A 22,395-nucleotide genomic window follows, 5' to 3' on the forward strand; every position below is an offset into this window, starting at 1 on the left:
TCCGTGGCACCCACCGACGGATACGGCAACGCGATCTTCGTCCCCTGCAACCGCCGCGGCGCCCGCAGATGAATCCCGTTCGGCAGCTTGTCCACCACCGCACCGAACTGCCGCAAGATATCCAGATGGAAATTGATCGGACGATCCCCGATCCGACACCCACCCAGATCCGGGATGAACGCCTCCCCCAACCGGTGCAGCAACGGACCACAGAACAGAATCGGAATCCGGCTCGACCCCGCATGCGCATCAATATCCGCCACATGCGCCGACTCCACGTTCGACGGATCCAGCACCAACGTCCCCGCACCCGGATCCGACGCCACCGTCACACCATGCAGCTCCAACAAACCCGTGACCACACCCACATCACGAATCTGCGGCACATTACGCAACACACTGGCCGACTCACCCAACAACGACGCCACCATCGCCTTGGACACGAAGTTCTTCGCCCCACGCACCGTAATCGTGCCCTCGAGCGGAGTACCACCGTTCACATACAGCAGATCGTTCACAAGGCACCTTCCAAGAACAACGGGCAACGAGTGGGTGACGTCGGGGTGCCGACGGCTCCCCGGTCGGCAGAATACGCGACGGTCCCGTCCCAGACTGCGCCCTGCGCCACCGTGGTACCCCGCACGGAACGTCACCGTGCCTCCTAGCAGGAACGACAGGTTCGGCTCGAACTTCCGAGCCGGCTGGGGTCCGCGTGTAGCGTCAGACCGTCAATGCCGAGGCTGACCTGAGGGTCTCGACGGCGTCGAGCGAGCATCGCGGGGAGTGGCCGCACGTCGTCGTGGATCTCAGGCGCCCCGCGCGACCGGCCCCTCGTCCTCGATCTCGAAGGGAGCTCGGATCGGGTACACACGCTGGAGCCAGTGCGCGAGCCACTCGGGATCTGCCTCCTGCTCGCCACCGGGCGGAGGGACGTCGTTCAGGCAGATCACCTGGAACTTCCGGACGAACTCCAGGCGGTCCATCTTCTGCCGAACGGCCGTGTTCCCGATGTTGAAGTACCCGAACCTGATGTTCGCGCGCACGGCACGGCCGGTGAAGAGCGCCGTGTAGAGGTGCAGCCAGGAGTTGATCACCACATCGGTCTCAGCTCGGAACGGGCTCGCGACGGTACGGCGGATCTCCTCGCCGTACCGCTGCTCCAGCTCGAGCGCGACGTCCTTGCTCTGAGGTACCGGTACGTGGCCGAAGAGCGACGAAGCCCGGTGCCCGTGGTCGCGCTCCAGGAGGGCGGCAGAGTTCGACCGGGCCAGCTCGAGCGAGGTCTGGCTCTCGCGCGGGATGTCAGGGCGACGTGACCGTGAGAAGTTGACCCGGAGCTGCCCGGTCGAGGTGAAGAATGAATACGGCGTGACCGGTCGGTTGAACATCACGTCGTCGTTCATCAGCAGGTAGTGGTCCGCGAGGCCCGGGATCCTGTGGATCTGGGAACTGATCGCATGCGAGTTATACGAAGGCAGCACTCTCGGATCGGCGAAGATGTCGCGGTGGTCGACTACCTGCACCCGGCCGTGCTCCGAATCCAGCCAGTCTGGGCGCTGCTCGTCGGTGACGAGGTAGATGTTCCGGATCCAGGGCGCGTACATCTCGAGGGAGCGCATCGAGGCCCGCAGCTCGCCTCGATCCCGGAACCGGTGCGCCGCGACGCTCTCGTCCGTCGACGCGGGTGACGGCTCCATGCCGAGGGAGAGCCGCACCGCCTCGCGCTTCTCACGCCACCGCGGATCAGAATCGTCGACCCACAGGTACACCGCGTCCACGGGAAACTCGATGGAGAACGCGTCGTGCTCCGATGCCGCCAGCCGCCGCTCGAGGCGCCCGTCCCATCGAGGACGCTCCACGAGCTCCGGCGCGCTTGCGGCCCCGATTTGCTGGATGATGCTGTCGCGATCCGGAGATCGGAGGTTCCCGTCCTCGTCTTCGTCCCACACGGCGACGTCGCAGCCCTCTGGCGGGCCAAAGAGGCGCCCCGTCTCGGAGCATCGCACGTACTGGAAGAGGGTGAAGGACCGTACTGCCTCAAGTTCGCGGCTCGTCAGCCCGCGAAGCACCAGCTGCGAACCGCGCTCAATCCCTTCGAGCGCGTAGTAGAACCCCAGCTCCCCCAGCTCGTCCTTCAACACCTTGACCAGAGCGGGAAGGTCCTTTCGCCGCACGGCCCAGCGCGACACGCGGGTATAGGGGGCGTGCGTGGCAAAGTACTCCACGCCCGCTTGGTCGAGCGCTCGCACCACATGGTCCGCAGCGACGGCCGACAGGTGCCAGGGTGTCGCTCGTTCCGAGAATGTCGAGATCACCTGGCGTCCGCGATACACGGTCACCTCGCGGCGCGGAGCAAGCGTTTCGAGCCTCAACAGCTCGGGGTCGACAAGGCGCCGCAGGACGGGGAACCGCCGACGCCGAGCGACGACCGCGCGATTGGCTCTCGACCAGGCCCGGATCGCACTTCGTCTGGCGATGCGCCTGAATCGCGCCGCTACTTTACGCATGAACTCCTGCGCCTCCGCCATGATGGAACACGGTCATTTCTTCTCGAATCCGCTTGGCAGCGGGAATCGTCGTGCAAGATATTTGGAAAGCAGTCCGACAGCCCGGTCGGCCCTCGGCCCGGGCTGGAGCTGCGTGTCGTTGAGGCAGAACACGTCGTGTCCTTCGTCGTCGATCAACGTCAGGTCGCGCAGAGTCCTCAGCGTGGAGATGTCACGATAGTGATACCTCAGCGATCCGATCACTGCCCGGCCGGTCGCGTGCGCGTAGTAGTGGTACAGCGACGAAGCAACCGAGATGTCGTCGGGATGCCGGAACACCGACGCTGCGACCCGCGCGAACTCTTCCGGGAACCGCGCCTCCATCTCCGCCAGGACGTCGCGACGCTGCGGGTGGGGAGTGTGCTGGAACTTGTTCGTCACCGTGCGCCCGAACGTCCGCTCCAGAAGCTCCCGGTTGTTCTTGGCCGCTGACAGCACCGGCAGGTCACAAGCGCTCGGCGGGCCTACGTCCAGGAGCATGGTCGACAGGAAGAACCGGGTGAGCCCGTTCGCCTCGAAGAACTGCTCGGGCGTGACGGGACGACCGAAGAACACGTCGTCGTTGAGGTACAGGTAATGGTCGGCCAGCCCGTCGATGTGGTGGAGCTGCGACTCGATCGCATGCGAGTTGAACACTGGGAGCACCGACGGGTCGCGGAAGATCTCGCGATGGTGCACGACGTTCACGCGAGGGTCGCTCTGGTCGAGCCACTCCGGGACCTGCCCGTCAGTGACGATGTGTACCTGCCGGACCCAGCCCGCGTACATCTCCAGCGACCGCAACGAATATCGCAGCTCGTCGCGGGCGGTGAATCGCGAGGCGGCCATCGCCGTCGCGTTGTGGGCACCCTCGTCGATCGACCGTAACGCCGCCTCCTTGCGCCGTAGCCAGCGGGGGTCGCTCCCGTCCACCCAGGTGTAGACCACGTCGACGGGAAACTGGACGTCCAACAGGTGCGGTGAACGAAGCACCGCCCCTCCGCCCTGGGCGGTGGCGACGGACCATGCCTGTGGGGTGAGGTAGGGGAACGACGAGTTCGGGCCGGGTGCGACGCGCGTGTCCTGCACGTGCCCGCCACCGTCAACCCGCGCCGTGCCCACCGGGACGGTGGGCCACAGCTCGACGGTGACGCCGTGCTCCGCGTTGCCGACGACCAGGCCCGACGGTGAGGCGAGCACTCGGAAGAGGGTGAATCGAGGCGGCAACGTCCCGACGCGCCGTACCCACGACGCCAGGGGACGATGCCACGCACGCCACCCGCTGCCGAGGGCCACTCCCCACTCACGGTCGCTGGAAAGAGCCTTCAGGGCGCTCGCGACGGCCAGTTCGTCGTCACCGTCGAGAGCGACGAACGCGCGCCCCTCCACCGGCCGGGGTAGCACCACATGGGCGATCCCGGCACGATCGAGGGCGGCGCGCAGCGACTGCAGCGTCTGCTCCTCGACCTGCGGCGACTCAAAGGCGTTGACGATCCGGGCGTCGTAAGCCACACCACCGAGCCTTGCGGCCACGTACCCCGGCGACGGCCGACGTGACGCGTCGAGCCAGGCTCCGACTCGGGAGGCCAGGCGAAGTCGCAACCGTCCCGCTCGGCGCGCCACGGCACGCGCTGCTCCGACAATGACTCGCTTCGCCATGATCCGTCGTTCGTCCGGTTCCCCGAACGCACTTCTCCCTCTTTGTGCACCACTCGGTAGGCCTTGCGTTCACGGCTGTCGACGAGCACGGTCGCCGGTCCAGCCCGACCGATTGTGGCAGACATCGGGGGCTCATCCGATCTGAAAGTGTCGGTGCGCTCTGAGCCCGCCGGCGTCGAGGAGGTGGAATGCCGGTACGTCGGCGGCGCGCTCGGTCACGGCTTCGACCGAGGACGATGAGCCCTCGATGCCCGGATGTCTGCGGAACCTCGCCCGAGCCGTTGCTCGTCGCGAGTATCCTCGAGCGTTGACTGGACCTCACGTCCTGTTCGTCAGATGTACGCCGTGGCCTCCTGCCGGTCACGTGCGGACGTCCACGCCACATTCAGGAATGGAAGGGACATGGGCTCCATGCCTATCGACATCGCCGTCATCGGACTCGGCTACGTCGGGTTGCCGCTCGCCCGCGAGGCCGTGCACGCCGGACTGCAGGTCCGCGGCTTCGACGTCACCACGCCCATCGTGCAAGCCCTGAACGATGGGCGCTCCCATGTCGACGACATCTCCGACTCAGACGTCGCGGCGATGGTCGCGGCGGGATTCCGTGCAACCGGCGATGTCGAGGAGATCCGTGGCACGTCTGCGGTGGTGATCTGCGTGCCGACGCCGTTGGGTCCTGACGGTGGTCCGGACCTGGGTGCGGTGATCGCGGCGACGCGCACGGTGGCCGGGATCCTGGAGCCGGGGATGCTCGTGGTGCTGGAGTCCACGACGTACCCGGGCACCACGGAGGAGGTGCTCAAGCCGATCCTGGAGGAAGGCGGTCTGCAGGCCGGTCAGGACTTCCACCTGGCCTTCTCCCCGGAGCGGATCGACCCCGGTAACGCCGTCTACGGCATGAAGAACACCCCGAAAGTGGTCGGTGGGCTGACTCCGGCCTCCACCGAGCGTGCGGCGGACCTGTACGGCAGGTTCGTGGACACGGTCGTGGTGGCCAAGGGTGCGCGGGAGGCGGAGACGGCGAAGCTGCTGGAGAACACCTACCGGCACATCAACATCGCGCTGGTGAACGAGATGGCGCGGTTCTGCCACGAGCTGGACATCGACCTGTGGAACGTCATCGACCTGGCCAAGACCAAGCCGTTCGGCTTCCAGGCGTTCTACCCGGGCCCGGGTGTGGGTGGGCACTGCATCCCGATCGACCCGAACTACCTGAGCCACAACGTGCGGTCGCGTCTGGGGTACCCGTTCCGGTTCGTCGAGCTGGCGCAGGAGATCAACGCGACCATGCCGACCTACGTCGCACGCCGGGCACAGGACATCCTCAACGAGGATGCGAAGGCCGTGCGCGGCTCGCGCGTGCTGCTCCTCGGCGTCACGTACAAGCCGGACATCGCCGACCAGCGCGAGTCGCCCGCGGTCGCCGTCGCGCAGAACCTCATCGCCCAAGGGGCCGACCTGGTCTTCCACGACCCGCACGTGGAGCAGTGGCGGGTCAACGGTGACGTCCTCGACCGGGTCGAGGATCTCGACACGGCCGTCCTCGGCGCAGACCTGGTGATCCTGGTGCAGAACCACAGCGCCTACGATGTTGACGCTCTCGCGGAGAAGTCCGCGCGCTTCTTCGACACCAAGGGCGCGTCGACGCACGAGGGCGCCGTCCGTCTCTGACCGGCACGCGGAGACCAGGATCAGGCTCGACGGCCTCTGACCCGACCCGAACACCCGACGTCGAAGGAGTTCCATGCGCTCTCGAAGCTTCGCAGCCCTCGTCGCGACTGCCGTGGCGGTGGCCGTGGGGGTCGTTGCTGCGCTGCTCGGCAGGACCGACGTCGCACTTGCTGTCGTGGTGGTCCTGCTCGGGAGCACCGCCCTGCTCACCGTGCAGGTCTACCGCCGCACAGGAGCCGCGGCCGTTGGGGCGCGGGCCGCTGGACGCGAGGTGGGGCGCCTGCGCAAGGAGCTCGCACGACGGGAGAGCGCCGTACCGACCGCCACGGCGGTTCACCGTGATGCCGCAGCGGCCCGCGCGTCGGTGGCGAAGCTCGATGACCTGGCCTCGCAGATCGGTGAGCTCCGTGAAGAGGTCACCGCCGTCCACAGCCTGGCCCATGCCGCACGGCCAGGAAAGCTCCTCTCGCAGATCCAGGCGCTCGACCAGCTGCGCGACAAGTTCCGGGTCGAGGGTCCGCTCCCGGACGTCGGCGGCTGGGCCCTCGATCCGACGGAGCTGCTGTGGCTGATCGACGAGGTCGAGCGACGTCGTCCCGAGTTCGTCGTGGAGTGCGGGAGCGGCACCTCGACCTTCTGGATCGCCATGGCACTGAGGAGGAACGGCCACGGCCGGATCATCTCGCTGGAGCACCAGGGCAAGTTCGCCGCGCGCACGCGGGCCGTCCTGGAGCGCCACGAGCTGTCCGACGTGGCTGAGGTCCGGCACGCGCCGCTGGCCGAGGTGGAGACGCCGCGCGGCACGTTCCGCTGGTACGACGTCGAGCCCGACTCCCTCGGACCGATCGATCTGCTCGTCGTCGACGGTCCGCCGGGCACCACCGGACCTCTGGCGCGCTACCCCGCCCTTCCCGTCCTGCATCGCGCGCTCAACCCGGGAGCGTGCGTCCTCGTCGACGACATGCACCGTACCGACGAGCAGGAGGCCGTCAGGCACTGGCTCAGAGAGCTGCCGGCGCTGCATCGTGCGGGCTACACGAACGGCAACTCGGAGGTGCTCACGTATGGGTGAGCGCTCCCCGGACGCAGGCAGCTTCGGGACGGCGAGCCCACGAGCATGAGCACGGGCATCGAATCCCCTACCGCCCAGACGACCTCCTCCACCGAGGCCGCCGAGGCCGTGCCGACTTCTCGCGCCACCCGATTCCGCCCGGACGTCGAAGGGCTGCGCGCGATCGCGATCGGCAGCGTCCTGCTCTTTCACGCCGGGATCGTCGCCGTGCCCGGCGGCTTCGTCGGGGTCGACGTCTTCTTCGTCATCTCCGGCTTCCTGATCACCGGGCAGCTCGTGCGCGAGGTGGAGGGAACCGGGAAGGTCTCACTGGTCCGCTTCTACGCACGTCGGGCGCGACGCCTGCTCCCCGCCGCAGCACTGGTGCTCGTCGTCACGGCCGGGCTGGTCCTGTCCCTGGGAAGCATCGTCGACCGGAAGGTCTTCGCGGGTGACATCGTGGCCGCCGCCGCGTACGTGGAGAACTGGCGCTTGGCGGGCAGGTCCGTCGACTACCTCGCCGAGGGGGTCAGCGTCTCGCCCGTGCAGCACTTCTGGTCGTTGTCGGTCGAGGAGCAGTTCTACATCGTCTGGCCGATCCTCCTCCTCGTGGTCGCCCTGCTGGCCCGGCGGTTCCACTGGCCCACCCGGTGGGTCATGGCCGCCGGCCTCGCCGCCATCGTCGTCCCGTCGTTCGTCTGGTCGGTCGTGATGTCCGCGGCGAGCCCTGCCAACGCGTTCTTCGTGACCACGACCCGCCTGTGGGAGCTCGGGGTCGGTGGCCTCGTGGCCGTCGGCATCACGCTCTGGCCGCACATCCCGAGAGCCGTCGGACTGGTCCTGGGCTGGGGCGGAATCGCCGCCATCGTCGCCGGGGCGCTCCTGCTCGACGAGTCGGCGATCTGGCCCGGCCACCTGGCGCTCGTTCCCGTCCTGGGCACGGCGGCAGTGATCATCGCCGGCACGACGGACTCGTCTCCCGGGTTCCTCGGCCACCGACTCATGGTGTGGCTCGGAGGGCTCTCGTACTCCCTCTACCTGTGGCACTGGCCGCTCCTCATCGCCGCCACCTGGGTCTGGGGCGAGCTGGGCCAGAAGCGCGGCCTCCTCATCGTGGTGCTGGCCGTCATCCCGGCCTGGCTCTCGTACAAGCTCGTCGAGAACCCGATGCGACGGATCGCCCAGGCGCGGTGGTCCCCTGGCGTGACTCTCTCGGTCGGGCTCAACCTCACGGCGCTCACCGTGATCGCCGGTCTCCTGCTCGCCAACAGCACCCCGACGAGCGCACCCGCGAACGCCAGCACTCAAGGGAAGGGCGCTCAGGAGCTCGAGCTCCAGGACGGCCGGGCGACCGGAGTCCCCGATCCGGTCACCGTGGAGAGCTTCGCACCACTCCCCCAGGACGTCGTGGCGGACCGGCCCGACGCCTACGACACCGGCTGTCAGGTGGACCAGCAGACCAATGAGCCTCACCCGTGCGCGTACGGGGACAGGACCGGGTCCACGCACGTCATGCTCCTCGGCGACTCGAAGGCACTGCAGTGGATCGACGCGCTCGACCCGATCGCGAAGGACCAGGGCTGGGTTCTCGACGTGGCGACCAAGAGCTCGTGCGGTTTCTCCCCGGCGTTGCAGGCGAAGGCGAGCGGTGCCCCGTACAAGAGCTGCCTCGCCTACAACGCCGCCCTCCTCGACCTCGTCCTCGAGGAGCGGCCCGACGCGGTGATCGTCTCGCAGGGGGCGGGAACGGCTCTTGACAGCTCAGGCGACCTCACGCGGGACGAGATGGTGGGCGGTCTTGTCTCCGTGTGGCGAACACTGGAGGACGCCGGGATCGACGTCGTCGTGATCGCGGACAACCCCCGCCCGCACGAGCTGCCCTCGGGTGGGCACGAAGCCTACAAGTGCGTGGCGCAGCACCTGGATCAGCTGCCGAGCTGTGCCTTCGACACCGGGACCGGGCTCGAGCAGAGCGGCACGTTCGCCCTGGAGCCCGCGGCCGACCTGGTGCCGGACGTCGACCTGATCGACATGAACGACCTCGTCTGTGACGACGTCTGCCCGCCAGTCATCGGCGAGGTCCTCGTCTATCGACAGGGTTCTCACCTCTCCCGCACCTATGTGCGGTCCACCGTCCCCATCCTCAGCTCGAGGCTCGTCCCCGTGCTCCACGACGCCGCCGCCTCGTAGCACCGCGCAGTCGCCAGACCCCCGCAAGGAGACCCACCCATGGTGAACGAACTCACCGCGTCCGCACAGGGCGTCTCGTTCGGCGTCGACCCCGAGGTGGTCCGCGCGCACGCTGATCTCTTCAGGACTCGTCGCGGCGGGGTCGACCGCCTCGTGGCCACCGCGCTGCGCACGCGGTCGTACGACTGCCGACAGGTCATCGCCGCCGTGATCGACCCCGAGCTGTCGCTCCCGGACCTCGTAGCCCAGGTGCGTGAGGCGCGGGTTCCCCACGGAGACGATCTCGAGACCGCGGCACAAGCCCTTGCCGGTCTTGCGCGTGTGTTCGCGCTCCAGTCGCTGCTTCCGACCGACAGGGCGGACGCGATCGCGTTGTACCGGGCCGCTGGGACCCTCCAGCCGTACACGGCGTGGAAGCGTGTCGACGTGCTGACCTTCGCGCAGCTTCTCCTGGAGGCCGGTGAGCTGGACGACGGCGACCACGACCGCGTCCTCGGTCGCGTCACCCGGCTCGAGCGGCACTTCCTGCGCGCCGACCTCGAGGCGCGTCGCACGCCCGCGGAACGCGAGGGATGGTTGTCGCACGTGAATGCCGCACTCGAGTCGCTCGGTGTCGCACCCGTGGCCCTCCGATCGCCGGCCGCCGCGTTCGACGACCTGACGGGTGCGGCACCGCTGCCCCCGGTCGAGGGCCCGCTGGTGACCGTGATCATGCCGGCGTACGAGCCGGGCGACGAGATCTTCACGGCTGCACGATCGATCCTCGAGCAGACCTGGTCCCACCTCGAGCTCATCGTCGTGGACGACGGATCCGGGGCCCAGTTCTCGACGGTCTTCGCGGACGTGGCAGAGCTCGACCCCCGCGTCACCGTGCTGCGGAACGCCCTGCACGACGACGGCGCCACCACGTGCGACGGTGCTCTTCGTGCGGCCCACGGCGATCTCGTGACCTTTCAGAGCGCGGACGGCTGGTCGCACCCCGAGCGTCTCGCCCACCAGGCGCAGGCACTGCTCGACGACACGGACGTCCCGTACACGCGGGTCCGCGCGGCCCGGTGCCGCACAGACCTCTCCTTCACCCGACTCGGGTACGGCACGGTGTCCGATGACGCCGATTCCCTCATGTTCCGCCGCGCCACCCTCCAACGGCTCGAGGAGTCCGGCCCACACGCGAACACGGCCGCACGTCTCGGCGAGCACCTCGACGAGGCATTTCCCGGCGAGGGCCGCACCCTCAACACCCTGCTCGCCTTCGCCAGGGACGTCGAGCGCCGCTCGACGACTTTTCCGCTCCCCCGTGCCGGCTCCGGCACCGACGAGCGCGCTCACTTCGACGTCGTGTTCGCAGGCGACTGGCGACGGTTCGGAGGGCCTCAACGCTCGATGCTCGAGGAGATCGGGGCTCTCGTCCCGGCCGGACTCCGGATCGGCGTCATGCAGATCGAAGCCCTGCGCTTCGCGACGACCCGGGACGAACCCCTGTGCGCAGCGGTCCGGGAGCTCATCGCTGACGGTGTCGTCCACCTCGTGAACCTTGACGACCCGGTCATGATCGACGTCCTGCTCATCCGTTACCCCCCGGTCCTCGAGTTCCTGAGCTCGGTCTTGCCGACCGCGCAGGCGGCGACCGTCGTCATCGTCGCGAACCAGGTCCCCATCGAGAGCGACGGCACCGACCGGCGGTACACCGTGGCTGACTGCGACGCCCATGCCCGCGCCATGTTCGGTATCGAGCCCTACTGGCTGCCGCAAGGACCACTGGTCCGCACAGCGATCGAGGCCGAAGGAGCTCCGGCCGGACTCCTGCCCTATGACAACCCGGGGATCATCGACGTCGACGCGTGGTCGACTCCGCGCCAGCGCCTCCGAGGCGTCCGACCTGTGATCGGCCGGGTCTCCCGGGACGCCGCACTCAAGTGGCCGAGCGATCCGGACGAGCTCTTGGAGATCTACCCGGTGACGCCCGACGTCGACGTCCGCATCATGGGAGGCCGCCGCACCGTCACGGCCGTCCTGGGTGCTGTCCCCGCGGAATGGCTCGTCTTCGACATCAACGAGGTGCCCCCGCGGACGGTCCTCAACCAGATCGACTTCTTCGTGTACTTTCACCACCCGGTGTTGCAAGAGGCGTTCGGCCGGGTCATCCTTGAGGCGCTCGCCGCCGGGTGCGTGGTGATCCTTCCGCACCACTTCGAGCCCGTCTTCGGTGATGCCGCTCTCTACTGCACGCCCTCCGAGGTACAGGATCTTGTCCGCCGCTACCACGCCGACCCGCCTCTCTACCGGGCGCAGGCACGCCGTGGGCAGACGGCTGCGCGGGATCAGAACGGACACGAACATTTCCGCGAGCTCGTGAAGAACCTCGCCGCCCTCCCGACGCTGGCGGGTGCCCGATGAGCCACCGTCCCGGTGCGGCAGCTGTCGCACACCACCGTCCCGTCCGCGCGCACCGTACGCCGGTGCGGGCTCGCCCTCTTGCGGAGAAGCCTCAGTGAGCCACCCCCTCGACTCGACATTGCGCACCGATCAGGACGTCGTCCTCACTGCTGCCCGCCACTTCGCACAGGATGTCGAGACTGGCGCCGCTCGTGCCGCGACCGCGGCGCTCGACATGAAGTCGGTCAGCGCCCGCGAGGTCATCGCGCGGATGATCGACCCGCACTCCGACTACGCGACGCTCGTGTCGGGCGCCGCCGACCCGACGGGGTCGCTGATCAGCGGGCCCGGCGGGGAACCGATCGGCAGGCTCCTGACCGCTCTCGCGCGGACCGTGGCGCATCAGCGGTTGCTCGAGGACGACCTCGGTGACGCGCTGAAGCTGTTCCGCGACGCTCGTCGCCACATGCGCGTCGAGGACTGGGAGAGGCAAGACGTCATCACCTTCGCCCAGACCTTGTGGATCGGCGGCGGGCAGGAGGCGCTGAAGTCAGACGAGGAGCTCCTTGCCGCGCTCCCTCGCGAGACGCAGAAGTTCCTCAGGATCGACCTCCACGGGATCGAGCGCGGCGTCGGATCCGACTCATGGCTCGAGCTGCTGAACAACTATCTCGTGGACCACGGGGTCACGCCGATCGCCCTGGGCCCCGCGACCGCTGCGCCGACCACCTTCGACCGGCTGCGCCCGGGCGAGACCAGCGTGGCAGCCTCCGGCCCGTTGATCACCGTGGTCATGCCGGCCTTCCGGCCGGGCCGTGAGATCGTCACCGCCGTCCGGTCGATCGTCGACCAGTCCTGGCAGGACTGGGAGCTTCTCGTGGTGGACGACGCCTCAGGGCCGGAGTTCGGCGCCGTCTTCGACGAGGTCGAGGCCATGGACCAACGTGTCCGGGTGCTGCGACAGCCCGTGAACCTGGGCACCTACGCCGCCCGCAACCGCGCGCTCGACGAGTCCTCCGGCGAGTTCATCACCTGTCAGGACATCGATGACTGGTCCCACCCTGAGCGCCTCGAACGACAGGTCCGCCCCCTGTTGGAGGACCCCCGGCTCCTGAGGACCCTGAGCCGTTCCATGCGCTGCAGCGACGACCTCGTCTTCCAGTACCCCGGATACCCGTCGTCGCGCAGCAACGCGTCGTCGCACCTCTTCCGCAGAACCGTTCTCGACACCGTGGGTCGGTTCGACTGGGTGCGCAAGGGTGGTGACACCGAGTTCGACTGGCGGCTCGAGGCGGCGTTCCCCGGACGACGCCTCCAGGTCCGCGAGCCTCTGGCCTTCGTCCGCCTCCAGCCCGAGTCGCTCTCACGTGGAGACTTCACGCCCGAATGGATGCACCCCGCCCGGGTCGAGTACCGGGCCTCGGTCCTGCACTGGCACAGGCAGATCACCGCGGGCACCGCGAGTCCGCTGATCCCGCCAGACGTCGCAGACCGGCCCCTCACGGCCCCCCGGCCGTTCCTACCGGATCGGGGCGCGAGCCAGCGGCCGGTCGACATCGCGTTCGTGGCCGACTGGACCATGAACGGAGCCGCCCACCGCGCCGCGCTCGACGAGATGCGCCTGCTCGCACGCGCGGGGGCGCACGTCGGTATCGTCAACGTGCGCAGCATCTTCAGCGAGGCTCCGCGGCGCGCCGAGTTGACGATCGAGACGCGTCGTGCCCTCGCTGCGGGAACCCTCACGTCCGTGTCGCTCGAGGAGTCGGACCACATTCCCACCATCGTGGTCCGGCAGCCCGAGGTCCTCGAGTTCCCGCCGTTGCGTCCCGTGCGGCTCACGACCGACCAGGTCCTGGTCGTGGCGGACTCCGTTCCCGAGGAGGGCGTCCGCGACCGTCGGTGGACCGTCTCCGACGTCGACCGCCATGCGCAGGCGATCTTCGGGGGCCCGGTCACCTGGATGGCGCCGGGCGACGAGACCCGGCGCTCGATGTCACGCCAGATCGAGGCCGACCGGCTGTCGGACGTGCCGTATCCCGTGGTGCTCGACCTTGACGCCTGGCCGAGCGTGGGACCACGTCAGCTCAGGGGCGAGCGCGCCGTGGTCGGCTGGATCTCCGGCCACGACGCGACGAGCGTCCCGGCCGACGAGACGAACCTGCTCCGCGCTCTGCCCACCGACGGATCCGTCGATGTTCGCGTTCTCGGCGGCCGCGCGGCCGTGAGTCGGACGCTCGACAGCCTTCCCCCGCACTGGCTCGTCTACGAGACCGGGGAGCTGAGTGCGCGTGCGTTCGCCCAGCAGATCGACTTCATGGTCGGCTTCCCGCCGAGCGGGCCCACGTCGGAGACGCTGCGAACGGTCAGCGAAGGTCTGGCGGCCGGCTGCGTGACCGTGGTCGACCGATCCTTCGAGCCCTACTTCGGGGACGCCGTCATCGGGTGCGAGCCCGAGTCGGCCCCGGCAGTGGTGGACGCGCTCCGAGCAGACCCGGCCGCATTCCGTGCTCAGTCGGACCGGGGAATGCAGTGGGCGGCAGACCGCTTCTCGAGCTCGGGCGCGCTTCTGGCGGCCGTCCTCGGCACGGCGAAGCCGGCACGCGCCGTGCCTGCCTGATCAGTCGGAGGCGGCGGCGAACCGATCGGCGGCCTCGAGCCTCGCAGCGTTGATGTCGGCGATGATCCGTCGGGTCATGGCGTCCGTCCGCTGCTCGACGCGATCGCCCTGGGCCGTCGCCACACGGGCGGTCTTGCGCTGTGCCCTGACCACCTGGTCCGTGTGGGTCGCGATCTCCTTGACGCTCGCCTCGAGCTGCGCGAAGCTGCCCTTCGACGCGGCGGCCAGCTTCCGCGTCCGCTCATGAGCGAGACGCTGCTCCCGCGCGGCGCTGTGGATGAGCAGCGCACCGAATGCCATGCCCCCACCCAGCGCCGCACCACCGAGCTCCGGACTGGACAGGGCGTACCCGACGGCGGCCCCGATCCCCGCGATGACGACGAGAACCGTGAGGACGTTCGTCCGCGACAGCTGGTGCATCTGTACTCCCGAATCTGGATGGACCTGCGCGACCGTCGTCGAGGATACCCGGTGCACGCCTATCGGCGGTCCCGCGCCCGTTCTCCGGTATGGGAGCAGCGAAGCGAGGCCACGTCCGTCAGTCTGCCGACCGCGTCAGCCGCTCTGCGTCGTCGCCGAACTCGACGTGCAGCGCACCCTCGGCGACGAGGTCGGTGAGAAGCCGGGCATAGGCGTCCTCGTAGGCCTCGCCGAGCTTCTCGTCCCACTCCGGCACCAACGCCGGGAGATGACCGGGGTTCTGCGTGACCTCGCCGAACACGAGTCCGTCGTCCGTCTCGAAGAAGTCCAGCCGTTCCAGCGGGCGACGGATCGCCCCGGACAAGGTGGCGCTCGCCTCCAAGATCTCGGCCAGGTCCGCCGGCGCCTTGAGCTGGTCGCCCATCTCGATCAGCGCCCGGACGTCGACGAGCTCCGTACCGTCCGCCGCGAAGGCGCGGGCCTGCGACCGTACGTCCTTCGCCCGGGACCAGTCCCCGGTGCGCACCTCGAGGTACATCGGCCGGCCGTAGAAGCAGAACACCTTGACGTCGCTCGGTACCGTCCCCGGCCCGCCGCCGCGTGCCGTGAGGAACTCCTCCGCGAAGTAGTACGAGCGTCGCTCGTGCTTGGCCCAGAGCTTCTGCCGGACCTCGTCGCTCGTCGTCGACTCCCCCGTCAGCACGTCGGTGTACCCACCGTCCGCGTCCCGCACCAGGGGGAAGACGTTCACCCCGCCGCCGCCCACGTTGCTCTTGAGCACGAACCGCTCGGGCAGCGACTCCCACTCGACCGCGTCCGGATCGGCCCAGCGGCCCAGGACGCGCGGGACACGCACGCCGTGCTGCGCGGCGAACTCCTGCCCCGCCAGCTTCGTGTACAGCTGGAGGATCGGCTCGTTGAGACCCTCGCGCACGTTGACACCCTGCGTGTTGTGGCGACGGTGCATCCTGGCGGCGAGCGAGTAGGACGGCCGGCCCAGCGTCGTCTCGGGATCGCGAGCGTCGCCGATCGTGCGTTCCGCCGGCGACCTGACCTCCTCGGAGAGGATCGCCACCTGCGCGGTCACCGTCGCGACCGACCGACGCCGACGACGCAGGGTCTCCTCGATCCGCTGCATCTTGGCCCGTCGGCCGCTCACCGGAGCCTCGCGGTCCGCGGTCTCGTCGCTCATCGGGTCTCCTCAGGCCGGAAGGTGCCACCGGGCACGCGGTTGGCGAGCGCTCCCGCCCGGTACGGCTGGAGCAGCATCCGAGCGTGCGCGGAGTCGAAGAGACTCCCCAGGCGCAGGTCCCACTCGGGTTGCAGCACGGGGATGCGTTCGGGGTCGACGTCCACGGCCACCAGCACCGGGCCGTCGTGCGCCTCGACCCAGATGAGCTGCACGTACGGTCGCGAGATGTGGCTCGACAGCGTGACGCTCCACGAGCACAGGGTGGAAAGTGATGCCGGTGCGGGGAACTCGGGGTCATAGGTGGCCGCCGGTCGGATGTCCCCAGGGTCCTCGCCGGCGGGGTCCAGGTGACGTACACGGTCACCCTGCCGCAGCTCGACGAGCCCCACCACGCCGTGGAAAGCGTGGATGACGACCAGGGCGCCCGTCCCGGGGCCCGCGGCCGGCGCGACCGTCGCCGGGACGCCGTGCGACCGGACGAACTCCTCGGTACGCGCGGGGTCCGCGAAGATCGCCCCCGCGCCGTCGATCCCGTGCGCCGGGTTCGCGGCCCTCCGGTGGACCCGCTGGAGGAGCCGCACCCCGGCGACGAAGCTCGGGGTCCCGTTGGTCTTCTCGACCTTGGCCAGGGACATCACGCTCTTGCCCGCCTGTTCACCCAGGACGCGCTGCAGACGGCGACGCTCCTCGACCAGAGCGGTCCGCTCGGCGTCGAGGGCAGCCACCTCCTGCCGGGCGGCGTCGAGCTGCTCGCGGGTGGGGGGCACGACCGGGGCCGCGACCGTGCCGATCGGGAGCGGGGAGCTCAGCCTGGCACGACGCCGGCCGATGAGCCGGAGCAGTGCACGGGGACGCGTTGCCAATGAAGACCTCGGGGGGTGAGTCGCGATGAGGGCGGCTCATCATACAGCCGCGACTCCCCCCGGAAGTCCGTCGTCAGAAGGCCTTCTCGACCGCCGGAACGAGCTGCTCGCGCAGCGGGTCGATGAGGGTCTGGGCATAGGTGTCGGTCAGGTGCGACGTCTGCCGGTACACGAGCACGTTGCCGATCACCGGCACGCACTCCTCGCCCGGGCAGATCTCCGGTGCCATGTCGACGACCTGCGTCCCGGGCACCTGCTCGGCGGCCGGAGCCTGGGCCGCAGCGCCGCTCTCCTTGATGCCCTGGTCGCGGTCGAACGTGCACGCGGCCAGGTCGTCCGGGTTCTCCGCCACGCACTCGTAGACCGTCAGGCCCTGGGGATTCGGGTTGTCGAGGATGACGACCAGCGGGATGTCCGCGTCGGTGAGCGCGGTCCATCGCCGCACCTGCGCGTCGACCATGGCGTCGACGGACCGGCTCTCGACGTCGGACGGGTCCGCCAGGACGTCGTTGACCCGCTGCGACGTCAGGACGAGGTCCGGGTCCAGTGCCACGAGCTCGTCGAAGACGGCGTCGTTCCAGGCCGCGCACGACTCGTAGGGCTCGCCCTTGTTCACCTGCATGCCGTCGTGGAACCCGCACGCGGACTTCGTGTACGACACGATCCGCCACCCCTCCTCCTCGGCGATGTCGCCGAGCGGGGTGTACCACTGCATGATCTTCGAGTCGCCCACGACGGCGACGGTGACGTCCCCGTCGGGGTCGCCCCACTCGCAGCGCACGGGGTCCGGAGAATCCTGGGAGACCTGGCACTCCCGTGGGTACGGGGGCACGTCGTCGACCGCGACCACGGCGTCCGGCACGAACCACTCGACGCTCGCCAGGCTCTCCACCGTTCCCGCCTCGGGCTCGGTGTCCGAACCGACCACCGCCGCACCCGCAGCCTGCCGGTCGCCGCCACCGCCACCGCCGCTCGTCGTCGGGACGAGCAGGACGAGGACCAGCCCCGCGACCACGCCGATCGCGGTGAAGTTCGCGCCCACCGAGAGAGTGAGGCGGTTCGACCTCGACAGCGACGGCGCGAACCGCACCGGGTTCTCGATCAGCTTCAGCGAGAGGTACGCCGGGATGATCGCCGCAGCGACGACCAGCAGCCCGCGCTTCGCGCCCAGCTCGCCCCAGTACGCCGTGGCCGCCACGATGAGCGGCCAGTGCCACAGGTACAGCGAGTACGACATCCCGCCGATCCACACCGCCGGCTTCCACGACAGCAGACCGGCGACGCCCACCCGGCCCGAGGTGTAGCCCGCCACGATCATCGCCGCGGTGCCCACCGTCGGGGCGAGCGCCGCAGAGCCCGGCCACGCCGACGCCGTCGTGAAGAAGAGGCCGCTGACCACCACGACGACGAGGCCGACCCAGCCGCCGACGATGGCGGCCGCCCGCGGGATCCGCAGCCACATCGGCGCGCCGATGGCGACCAGCGCACCGATCCCGAGCTCCCACAGTCGGGTGGGCGTCACGAAGAACGCCGTGGCGGGGGTCGAGGCCGTGAGGTAGATCGAGTACACGAACGACGGCACGATGACGGCGAGGATGCCCACCATCAGCACGGGGCGCAGTCGCAGCCCCGCATACCGGCGGAGCAGCCACGCCAGGAGGACCAGCAGCAGCGGCCAGACGATGTAGAACTGCTCCTCGACCGCCAGCGACCAGAAGTGCTGCACCGGCGAGGCGCCGACGTCCTCCGCGAGGTAGTCGACCGAACGGTCGGCCAGGCGCCAGTTCACCACGTACGTCGCCGCACTGACGATGTCCAGGCCGAACGTGCGCCACTGGACCGGGGAGACCGTCAGCCAGGTGAGGACGGAGGTGACGATGAGCACGAGCCCCGTGGCCGGGAGCAGCCGCTTGGCCCGCCGTGCGTAGAACGTCACGAGCGAGACGCGGCCGGTCCGCTCGATCTCACGGATCAGGAGCCCGGTGATGAGGAACCCCGAGATCACGAAGAACACGTCGACGCCGACGAACCCGCCGGGGAGCTGGCGCACCCCCGCGTGGTAGATCAGCACCAGCCCGATCGCGATGGCACGCATGCCCTCGATGTCGGGCCGAAAGGATGCCGCACCACGGCCCTTGACGGGGCGCACGCCGGTCTCGCTGCTGGTCAAAGTACCTGGTCCTCAAGAATCGTCTGGCTGGGTGGGCGGTGCGGGACGTTCACGCGCTCAGCGACCCCGTCGCTCAGGGATGCGGGCCTCGATCGCGGCGACGGTCCGTGCGCAGTTCTGCTGGTCCCGCGAGGCGAACGTCGCGTCGACCCGCGCAGCGTAGTAGGGGTCGGGAGCACAGTCACGCTCGAGCAGTGCCTGCACGGCATCGAGGGTCTCGTCGAGGGTCCTCACGACCGGCCCGAACCCGTCCTTCTCGTAGTCGAACCACGACGGCGACGCGTGCTTCGTCTCGAAGTCGTCCTCGTCGAAGCGGGCGTAGACGATCGGGGTCCCCACGTACGCGACGTCGAAGTGCACCGAGGAGTAGTCGGTCACGAAGGCGTCACAGCCCCGGATCAGGTCCTGGAACGACACCGTGTTGGTGTCGGCGACCTGGATCCGGTCGCCCGCGACCCTCGCGTCCACGAAGCGCGGCGCCATGTTGTAGTGCGGCACGAACTGGAGCCGGTAGTCGTGCTTCTCCAGCATCTTCTGGAGACGCTCGCTCTCCAGCAGCCCGGTCATGAACCGCTGGTAGACGGAGCCCTCGTACGGGACCTCGCCGTCCGTCGCGCCGTCCAGCACCTTGGTCACCAGGTACTTGCGCCACGTCGGCATGAACAGGATGGTCCGGCTCGGCGGCGTCGGCGTCAGCGCGTCGTACCGGGGCATGCCGGCCTCCACGAGCTGGCGGTGGTACCCCGAGCCGGAGGCCAGGGCCTTGGTCTCCCCGGGCATGACGGTGAGGCAGACGTCGTAGCCCGTGGTGCCGCGCTTGACGGCGTTCGGGCTCAGGTGGACCCCGTGCTTGAGGTAGACGCGGATCGCCCCCACCCGCCAGACAATGTGTCGCGTGTACGCCCCACCCCAGCTGTCGGGGATCAGGTACCGGATCGAGTAGGCGTTGGCGACGACCGCGGCGTGGAGCATCAAGAGCTGATGGCGCCAGGACGAGTGCGCGATCACGTTGCCGTAGGGAGCCACGCGCTGGTACTGGGGGCTCGAGGGATCGATGATGTAGTAGACGCTTCGCCGGGGGTACGTCTGGCGGAGGTGCTTGAACAGGTGCACCCCGTTGTCCTGGGCCGTGTCCCGGCGCTCGCCGATCAGCCAGATCTCCCGCCCGGCGAAGAACGGCATGGTCAGCAGCCGCAAGAGGCGCAGCCAGCGCATCCGCCGGAGCCTGCGGCCGCGAAGGATGAAGCCGAGGTCCTTCTTCAGCAGCGTTCCGGCCCATCGCAGGCGAGACGTACGGCCGGACCCCACCTGCGTCGTGAGGTACGACGCACCGCCGCCGCCCGTGGTGTGCAGCAGGTACGTGACCACTTGCGGGTCCTCGGCGTCCGGCGCCGCCTCGCCCGCGACGGGCATGCGCACGGTCCGGGCGCTGATGAGGGCACCGCGCCGCGGCCTCAGGTTGCGCCGCAGTGCGAGCTCCGGGAACTGCGTGTCCAGCTCGATGACGAACTTGCTGTGGCCGTTCCCCGCACCGGCCAGCGGCAGGCGCGCCCGCAGCTCCTCCCAGCGGACGACGCCCTTGGGGTCGATCCGCGGGGTGAGGGAGATCGGGTCCGAGCTCACGACGTCGCCCGCGGGGCGCGTGAGCACGTACCGGTAGCGCCACAGCGGCTCGTCCATCTCCGGCATGAGCTGCGCCGAGAGGAACGCGAGCACCTCGATGTCCCCGTCCAGCGGGTCCACCGCCTCGAGCATGGGGATCGCCGACGCGAGGGCCAGCCGGCCGAGGAAGTCGGCCCGCAGCGTCCCGGGCTCCACGTCGAGTGTCAGCAGCGTGCGGTGGATGTACAGCGACGAGCACTTCCGGATGCAGTGATCCGTCCACACGAACAGCGGCACGCCGTCCGACAACGGGACCTCGTCGAGACGCCGGACCTCGCGCAGGATCTTTCGCTGCCACGAGTTGACCTTCGTCGCTCGCGGCACCAAGGAGGCCGAGACGTACCGGGTCGTCGCAGCCTCGAGCCAGTCGCAGGCGGCGACGGCCAGGTCGGCCTCGGACTCCGAGGCGGACTCGATGACCGTGACCGCGCGGCCCCCGACCTGTGGCCCGCCGACGTCCACCCCTGGCGCGCGGACGATCGCGAGCGAGATCTCCTGCAGCGCCGGCGAGACCTGGACGTGCTCGAGCGCGGCGGGGAGGTCCTCGACGTTCTCCTCGGTGACGAGAAGGACGAGGGACAGGTCGGCGGGCTGGTCGACGTCGTCCGCTGGGTCGTACACGAGGTCGTTCACGAGGTCGTTCACAGCCAACTCACTTGGGGCGTCGGTACAGGGTCAGAGACGGACGGCGCTCGGGTCGCTCGACGCGCCCTTCGCGTCGAAGAAGCGCCGGGACCGGGCCACCAGGTCGTCGACGTCGTAGGAGGCGTGGTTCTGCACCAGGATGACCAGGTCTGCCTCGCGGACCGCCTCGTCGAGGTCGGGGACCCGCGTCAGGACGGTTCCCTCGACGCTCCACTCCTCCACCGCGGGGTCGTGGAACCACAGGTCCGCGCCCTGGGTCATCATCGCGTTCGCGAGGGGCTTGGCCGGAGACTCGCGCTGGTCGGCGATGTCCGGCTTGTACGTGACGCCGAGCATCAGGATCTTGGACCCGCGCATCGCCTTGCCGTCCTCGTTGAGGACGTCCTGGACACGGCGTGCCACGTACGTGGGCATGGTCGCGTTGATCTCCTGCGCCAGCTCCACGAACCGGAACGGGTAGCCCAGCCGCGACCGCACGTTGTGGCTCAGGTAGTTCGGGTCGATCGGGATGCAGTGCCCACCCACGCCCGGGCCGGGGTAGAACGCCTGGAACCCGAAGGGCTTGGTCTTGGCCAGGTCGATGACGTTCCACAGGTCGATGTCGAGCTCGTGGCAGAACCGCGCCATCTCGTTGACCAGCGCGATGTTGATGTGCCGGTAGGTGTTCTCCAGCAGCTTCGCGGTCTCCGCCTCGCGGGCACCCTTGGCCACCACGACGGTGTCGACGAACTTGCCGTACAGGTCCGCGGCACGCTGGGTGGAGTCAGGAGTCAGGCCGCCGACCACCTTCGGGGTGTTCTTCATCCCGTAGACCGGGTTGCCCGGGTCGATCCGCTCCGGCGAGTAGGCGAGCTGGAAGTCGCTCTCGACGCTCAGGCCGCCCTCCTCCAGGATCGGCTTGAGGACCTCCTCGGTGGTGCCCGGGTACGTCGTGGACTCCAGCACGACCAGCATCCCCGGCTCCAGGATCTTGGCCACCGTGCGCGTCGCCGCGATCACCGCACCGAGATCAGGACCGCCGTCCGCCCCCAACGGCGTCGGAACGCAGATGACCACCGCGGACGCGCCGCGGATCTCCTCGAGGTCCGCCGTCGCGACGAACCCGCCGTCGACCATGGCTTGCACGTCGCCGTCAGAGAGGTCGTCCACGTGCGACGCACCCGAGTTCAGCCCGTCGACGATCCGCGGGCTCACGTCGAACCCCCGCACCGAGAGGCCGGCCCGGACCGCCTCCTGCGCGAGCGGCAGGCCTACGTACCCGAGTCCGATCACCACGAGATCAATCGACATTTCTCTGCTCCAGTTCTCCACAAGGCATGGTCTCAGCACACCGACAATGAGAATTCGTACGAGC

The 22,395-nt window shown here is 69.1% G+C and carries 13 protein-coding genes and 1 pseudogene; 5 read left to right on the forward strand and 9 right to left on the reverse strand.

The window, feature by feature from the left end:
- The 3 genes and pseudogenes from LEP48_RS05060 to LEP48_RS05070 form a co-directional block, all read right to left on the reverse strand.
- A pseudogene (locus LEP48_RS05060) lies at positions 1-518 on the reverse strand (UDP-N-acetylglucosamine 1-carboxyvinyltransferase); the annotation flags it as partial.
- Between the two features lie 288 nt (positions 519-806).
- Complete coding sequence (locus LEP48_RS05065) at positions 807-2,528, reverse strand: Stealth CR1 domain-containing protein (RefSeq protein ID WP_225564501.1); 1,722 nt, start codon at positions 2,526-2,528, stop codon at positions 807-809.
- Positions 2,529-2,540: 12 nt separating this feature from the next.
- Positions 2,541-4,037, reverse strand: a complete 1,497-nt coding sequence (locus tag LEP48_RS05070) for a stealth family protein (RefSeq protein ID WP_225564502.1) — start codon at positions 4,035-4,037, stop codon at positions 2,541-2,543.
- Positions 4,038-4,595: 558 nt separating this feature from the next.
- On the opposite strand from LEP48_RS05070, the gene LEP48_RS05075 reads away from it, so the two are divergent.
- The 5 genes from LEP48_RS05075 (at position 4,596) to LEP48_RS05095 (ending at position 14,089) form a co-directional block, all read left to right on the forward strand.
- On the forward strand, positions 4,596-5,855 hold the full coding sequence (locus tag LEP48_RS05075; RefSeq protein WP_225564832.1) for a nucleotide sugar dehydrogenase: 1,260 nt from the start codon (positions 4,596-4,598) through the stop codon (positions 5,853-5,855).
- 73 nt (positions 5,856-5,928) lie between these two features.
- Positions 5,929-6,927, forward strand: coding sequence for a class I SAM-dependent methyltransferase (locus LEP48_RS05080; RefSeq protein WP_225564503.1), 999 nt, complete (start codon positions 5,929-5,931; stop codon positions 6,925-6,927).
- A 45-nt stretch (positions 6,928-6,972) separates the two neighbouring features.
- On the forward strand, positions 6,973-9,096 hold the full coding sequence (locus LEP48_RS05085) for an acyltransferase family protein (protein WP_225564504.1): 2,124 nt from the start codon (positions 6,973-6,975) through the stop codon (positions 9,094-9,096).
- A gap of 39 nt (positions 9,097-9,135) precedes the next feature.
- Positions 9,136-11,493 (forward strand): glycosyltransferase, encoded by a 2,358-nt coding sequence (locus LEP48_RS05090; protein WP_225564505.1) that lies wholly within the window; start codon positions 9,136-9,138, stop codon positions 11,491-11,493.
- 94 nt (positions 11,494-11,587) lie between these two features.
- Positions 11,588-14,089, forward strand: coding sequence for a glycosyltransferase family A protein (locus tag LEP48_RS05095; RefSeq protein ID WP_225564506.1), 2,502 nt, complete (start codon positions 11,588-11,590; stop codon positions 14,087-14,089).
- On the opposite strand, the gene LEP48_RS05100 is transcribed toward LEP48_RS05095, so the two are convergent.
- The 6 genes from LEP48_RS05100 to LEP48_RS05125 form a co-directional block, all read right to left on the reverse strand.
- Positions 14,090-14,509, reverse strand: a complete 420-nt coding sequence (locus tag LEP48_RS05100; protein ID WP_225564507.1) for a hypothetical protein — start codon at positions 14,507-14,509, stop codon at positions 14,090-14,092. It lies immediately after the preceding gene.
- A gap of 118 nt (positions 14,510-14,627) precedes the next feature.
- Entirely contained in the window at positions 14,628-15,701 is a 1,074-nt protein-coding gene (locus tag LEP48_RS05105; RefSeq protein WP_225564508.1) for an ATP-grasp fold amidoligase family protein, read from the reverse strand.
- Complete coding sequence (locus LEP48_RS05110) at positions 15,698-16,468, reverse strand: hypothetical protein (RefSeq protein WP_225564509.1); 771 nt, start codon at positions 16,466-16,468, stop codon at positions 15,698-15,700. Before LEP48_RS05110 ends, LEP48_RS05105 begins: the two co-directional genes overlap by 4 nt.
- A gap of 169 nt (positions 16,469-16,637) precedes the next feature.
- Complete coding sequence (locus LEP48_RS05115) at positions 16,638-18,734, reverse strand: acyltransferase family protein (protein WP_225564510.1); 2,097 nt, start codon at positions 18,732-18,734, stop codon at positions 16,638-16,640.
- A 57-nt stretch (positions 18,735-18,791) separates the two neighbouring features.
- Positions 18,792-21,041: a CDP-glycerol glycerophosphotransferase family protein gene (locus tag LEP48_RS18710; RefSeq protein ID WP_225564511.1), complete on the reverse strand. Its 2,250-nt coding sequence runs from the start codon at positions 21,039-21,041 to the stop codon at positions 18,792-18,794.
- 30 nt (positions 21,042-21,071) lie between these two features.
- Positions 21,072-22,331: a nucleotide sugar dehydrogenase gene (locus LEP48_RS05125; protein ID WP_225564512.1), complete on the reverse strand. Its 1,260-nt coding sequence runs from the start codon at positions 22,329-22,331 to the stop codon at positions 21,072-21,074.
- Positions 22,332-22,395: the final 64 nt, after the last annotated feature.

The sequence above is a fragment of the Isoptericola luteus genome, from assembly GCF_020297055.1.
Taxonomy (GTDB): domain Bacteria; phylum Actinomycetota; class Actinomycetes; order Actinomycetales; family Cellulomonadaceae; genus Isoptericola; species Isoptericola luteus.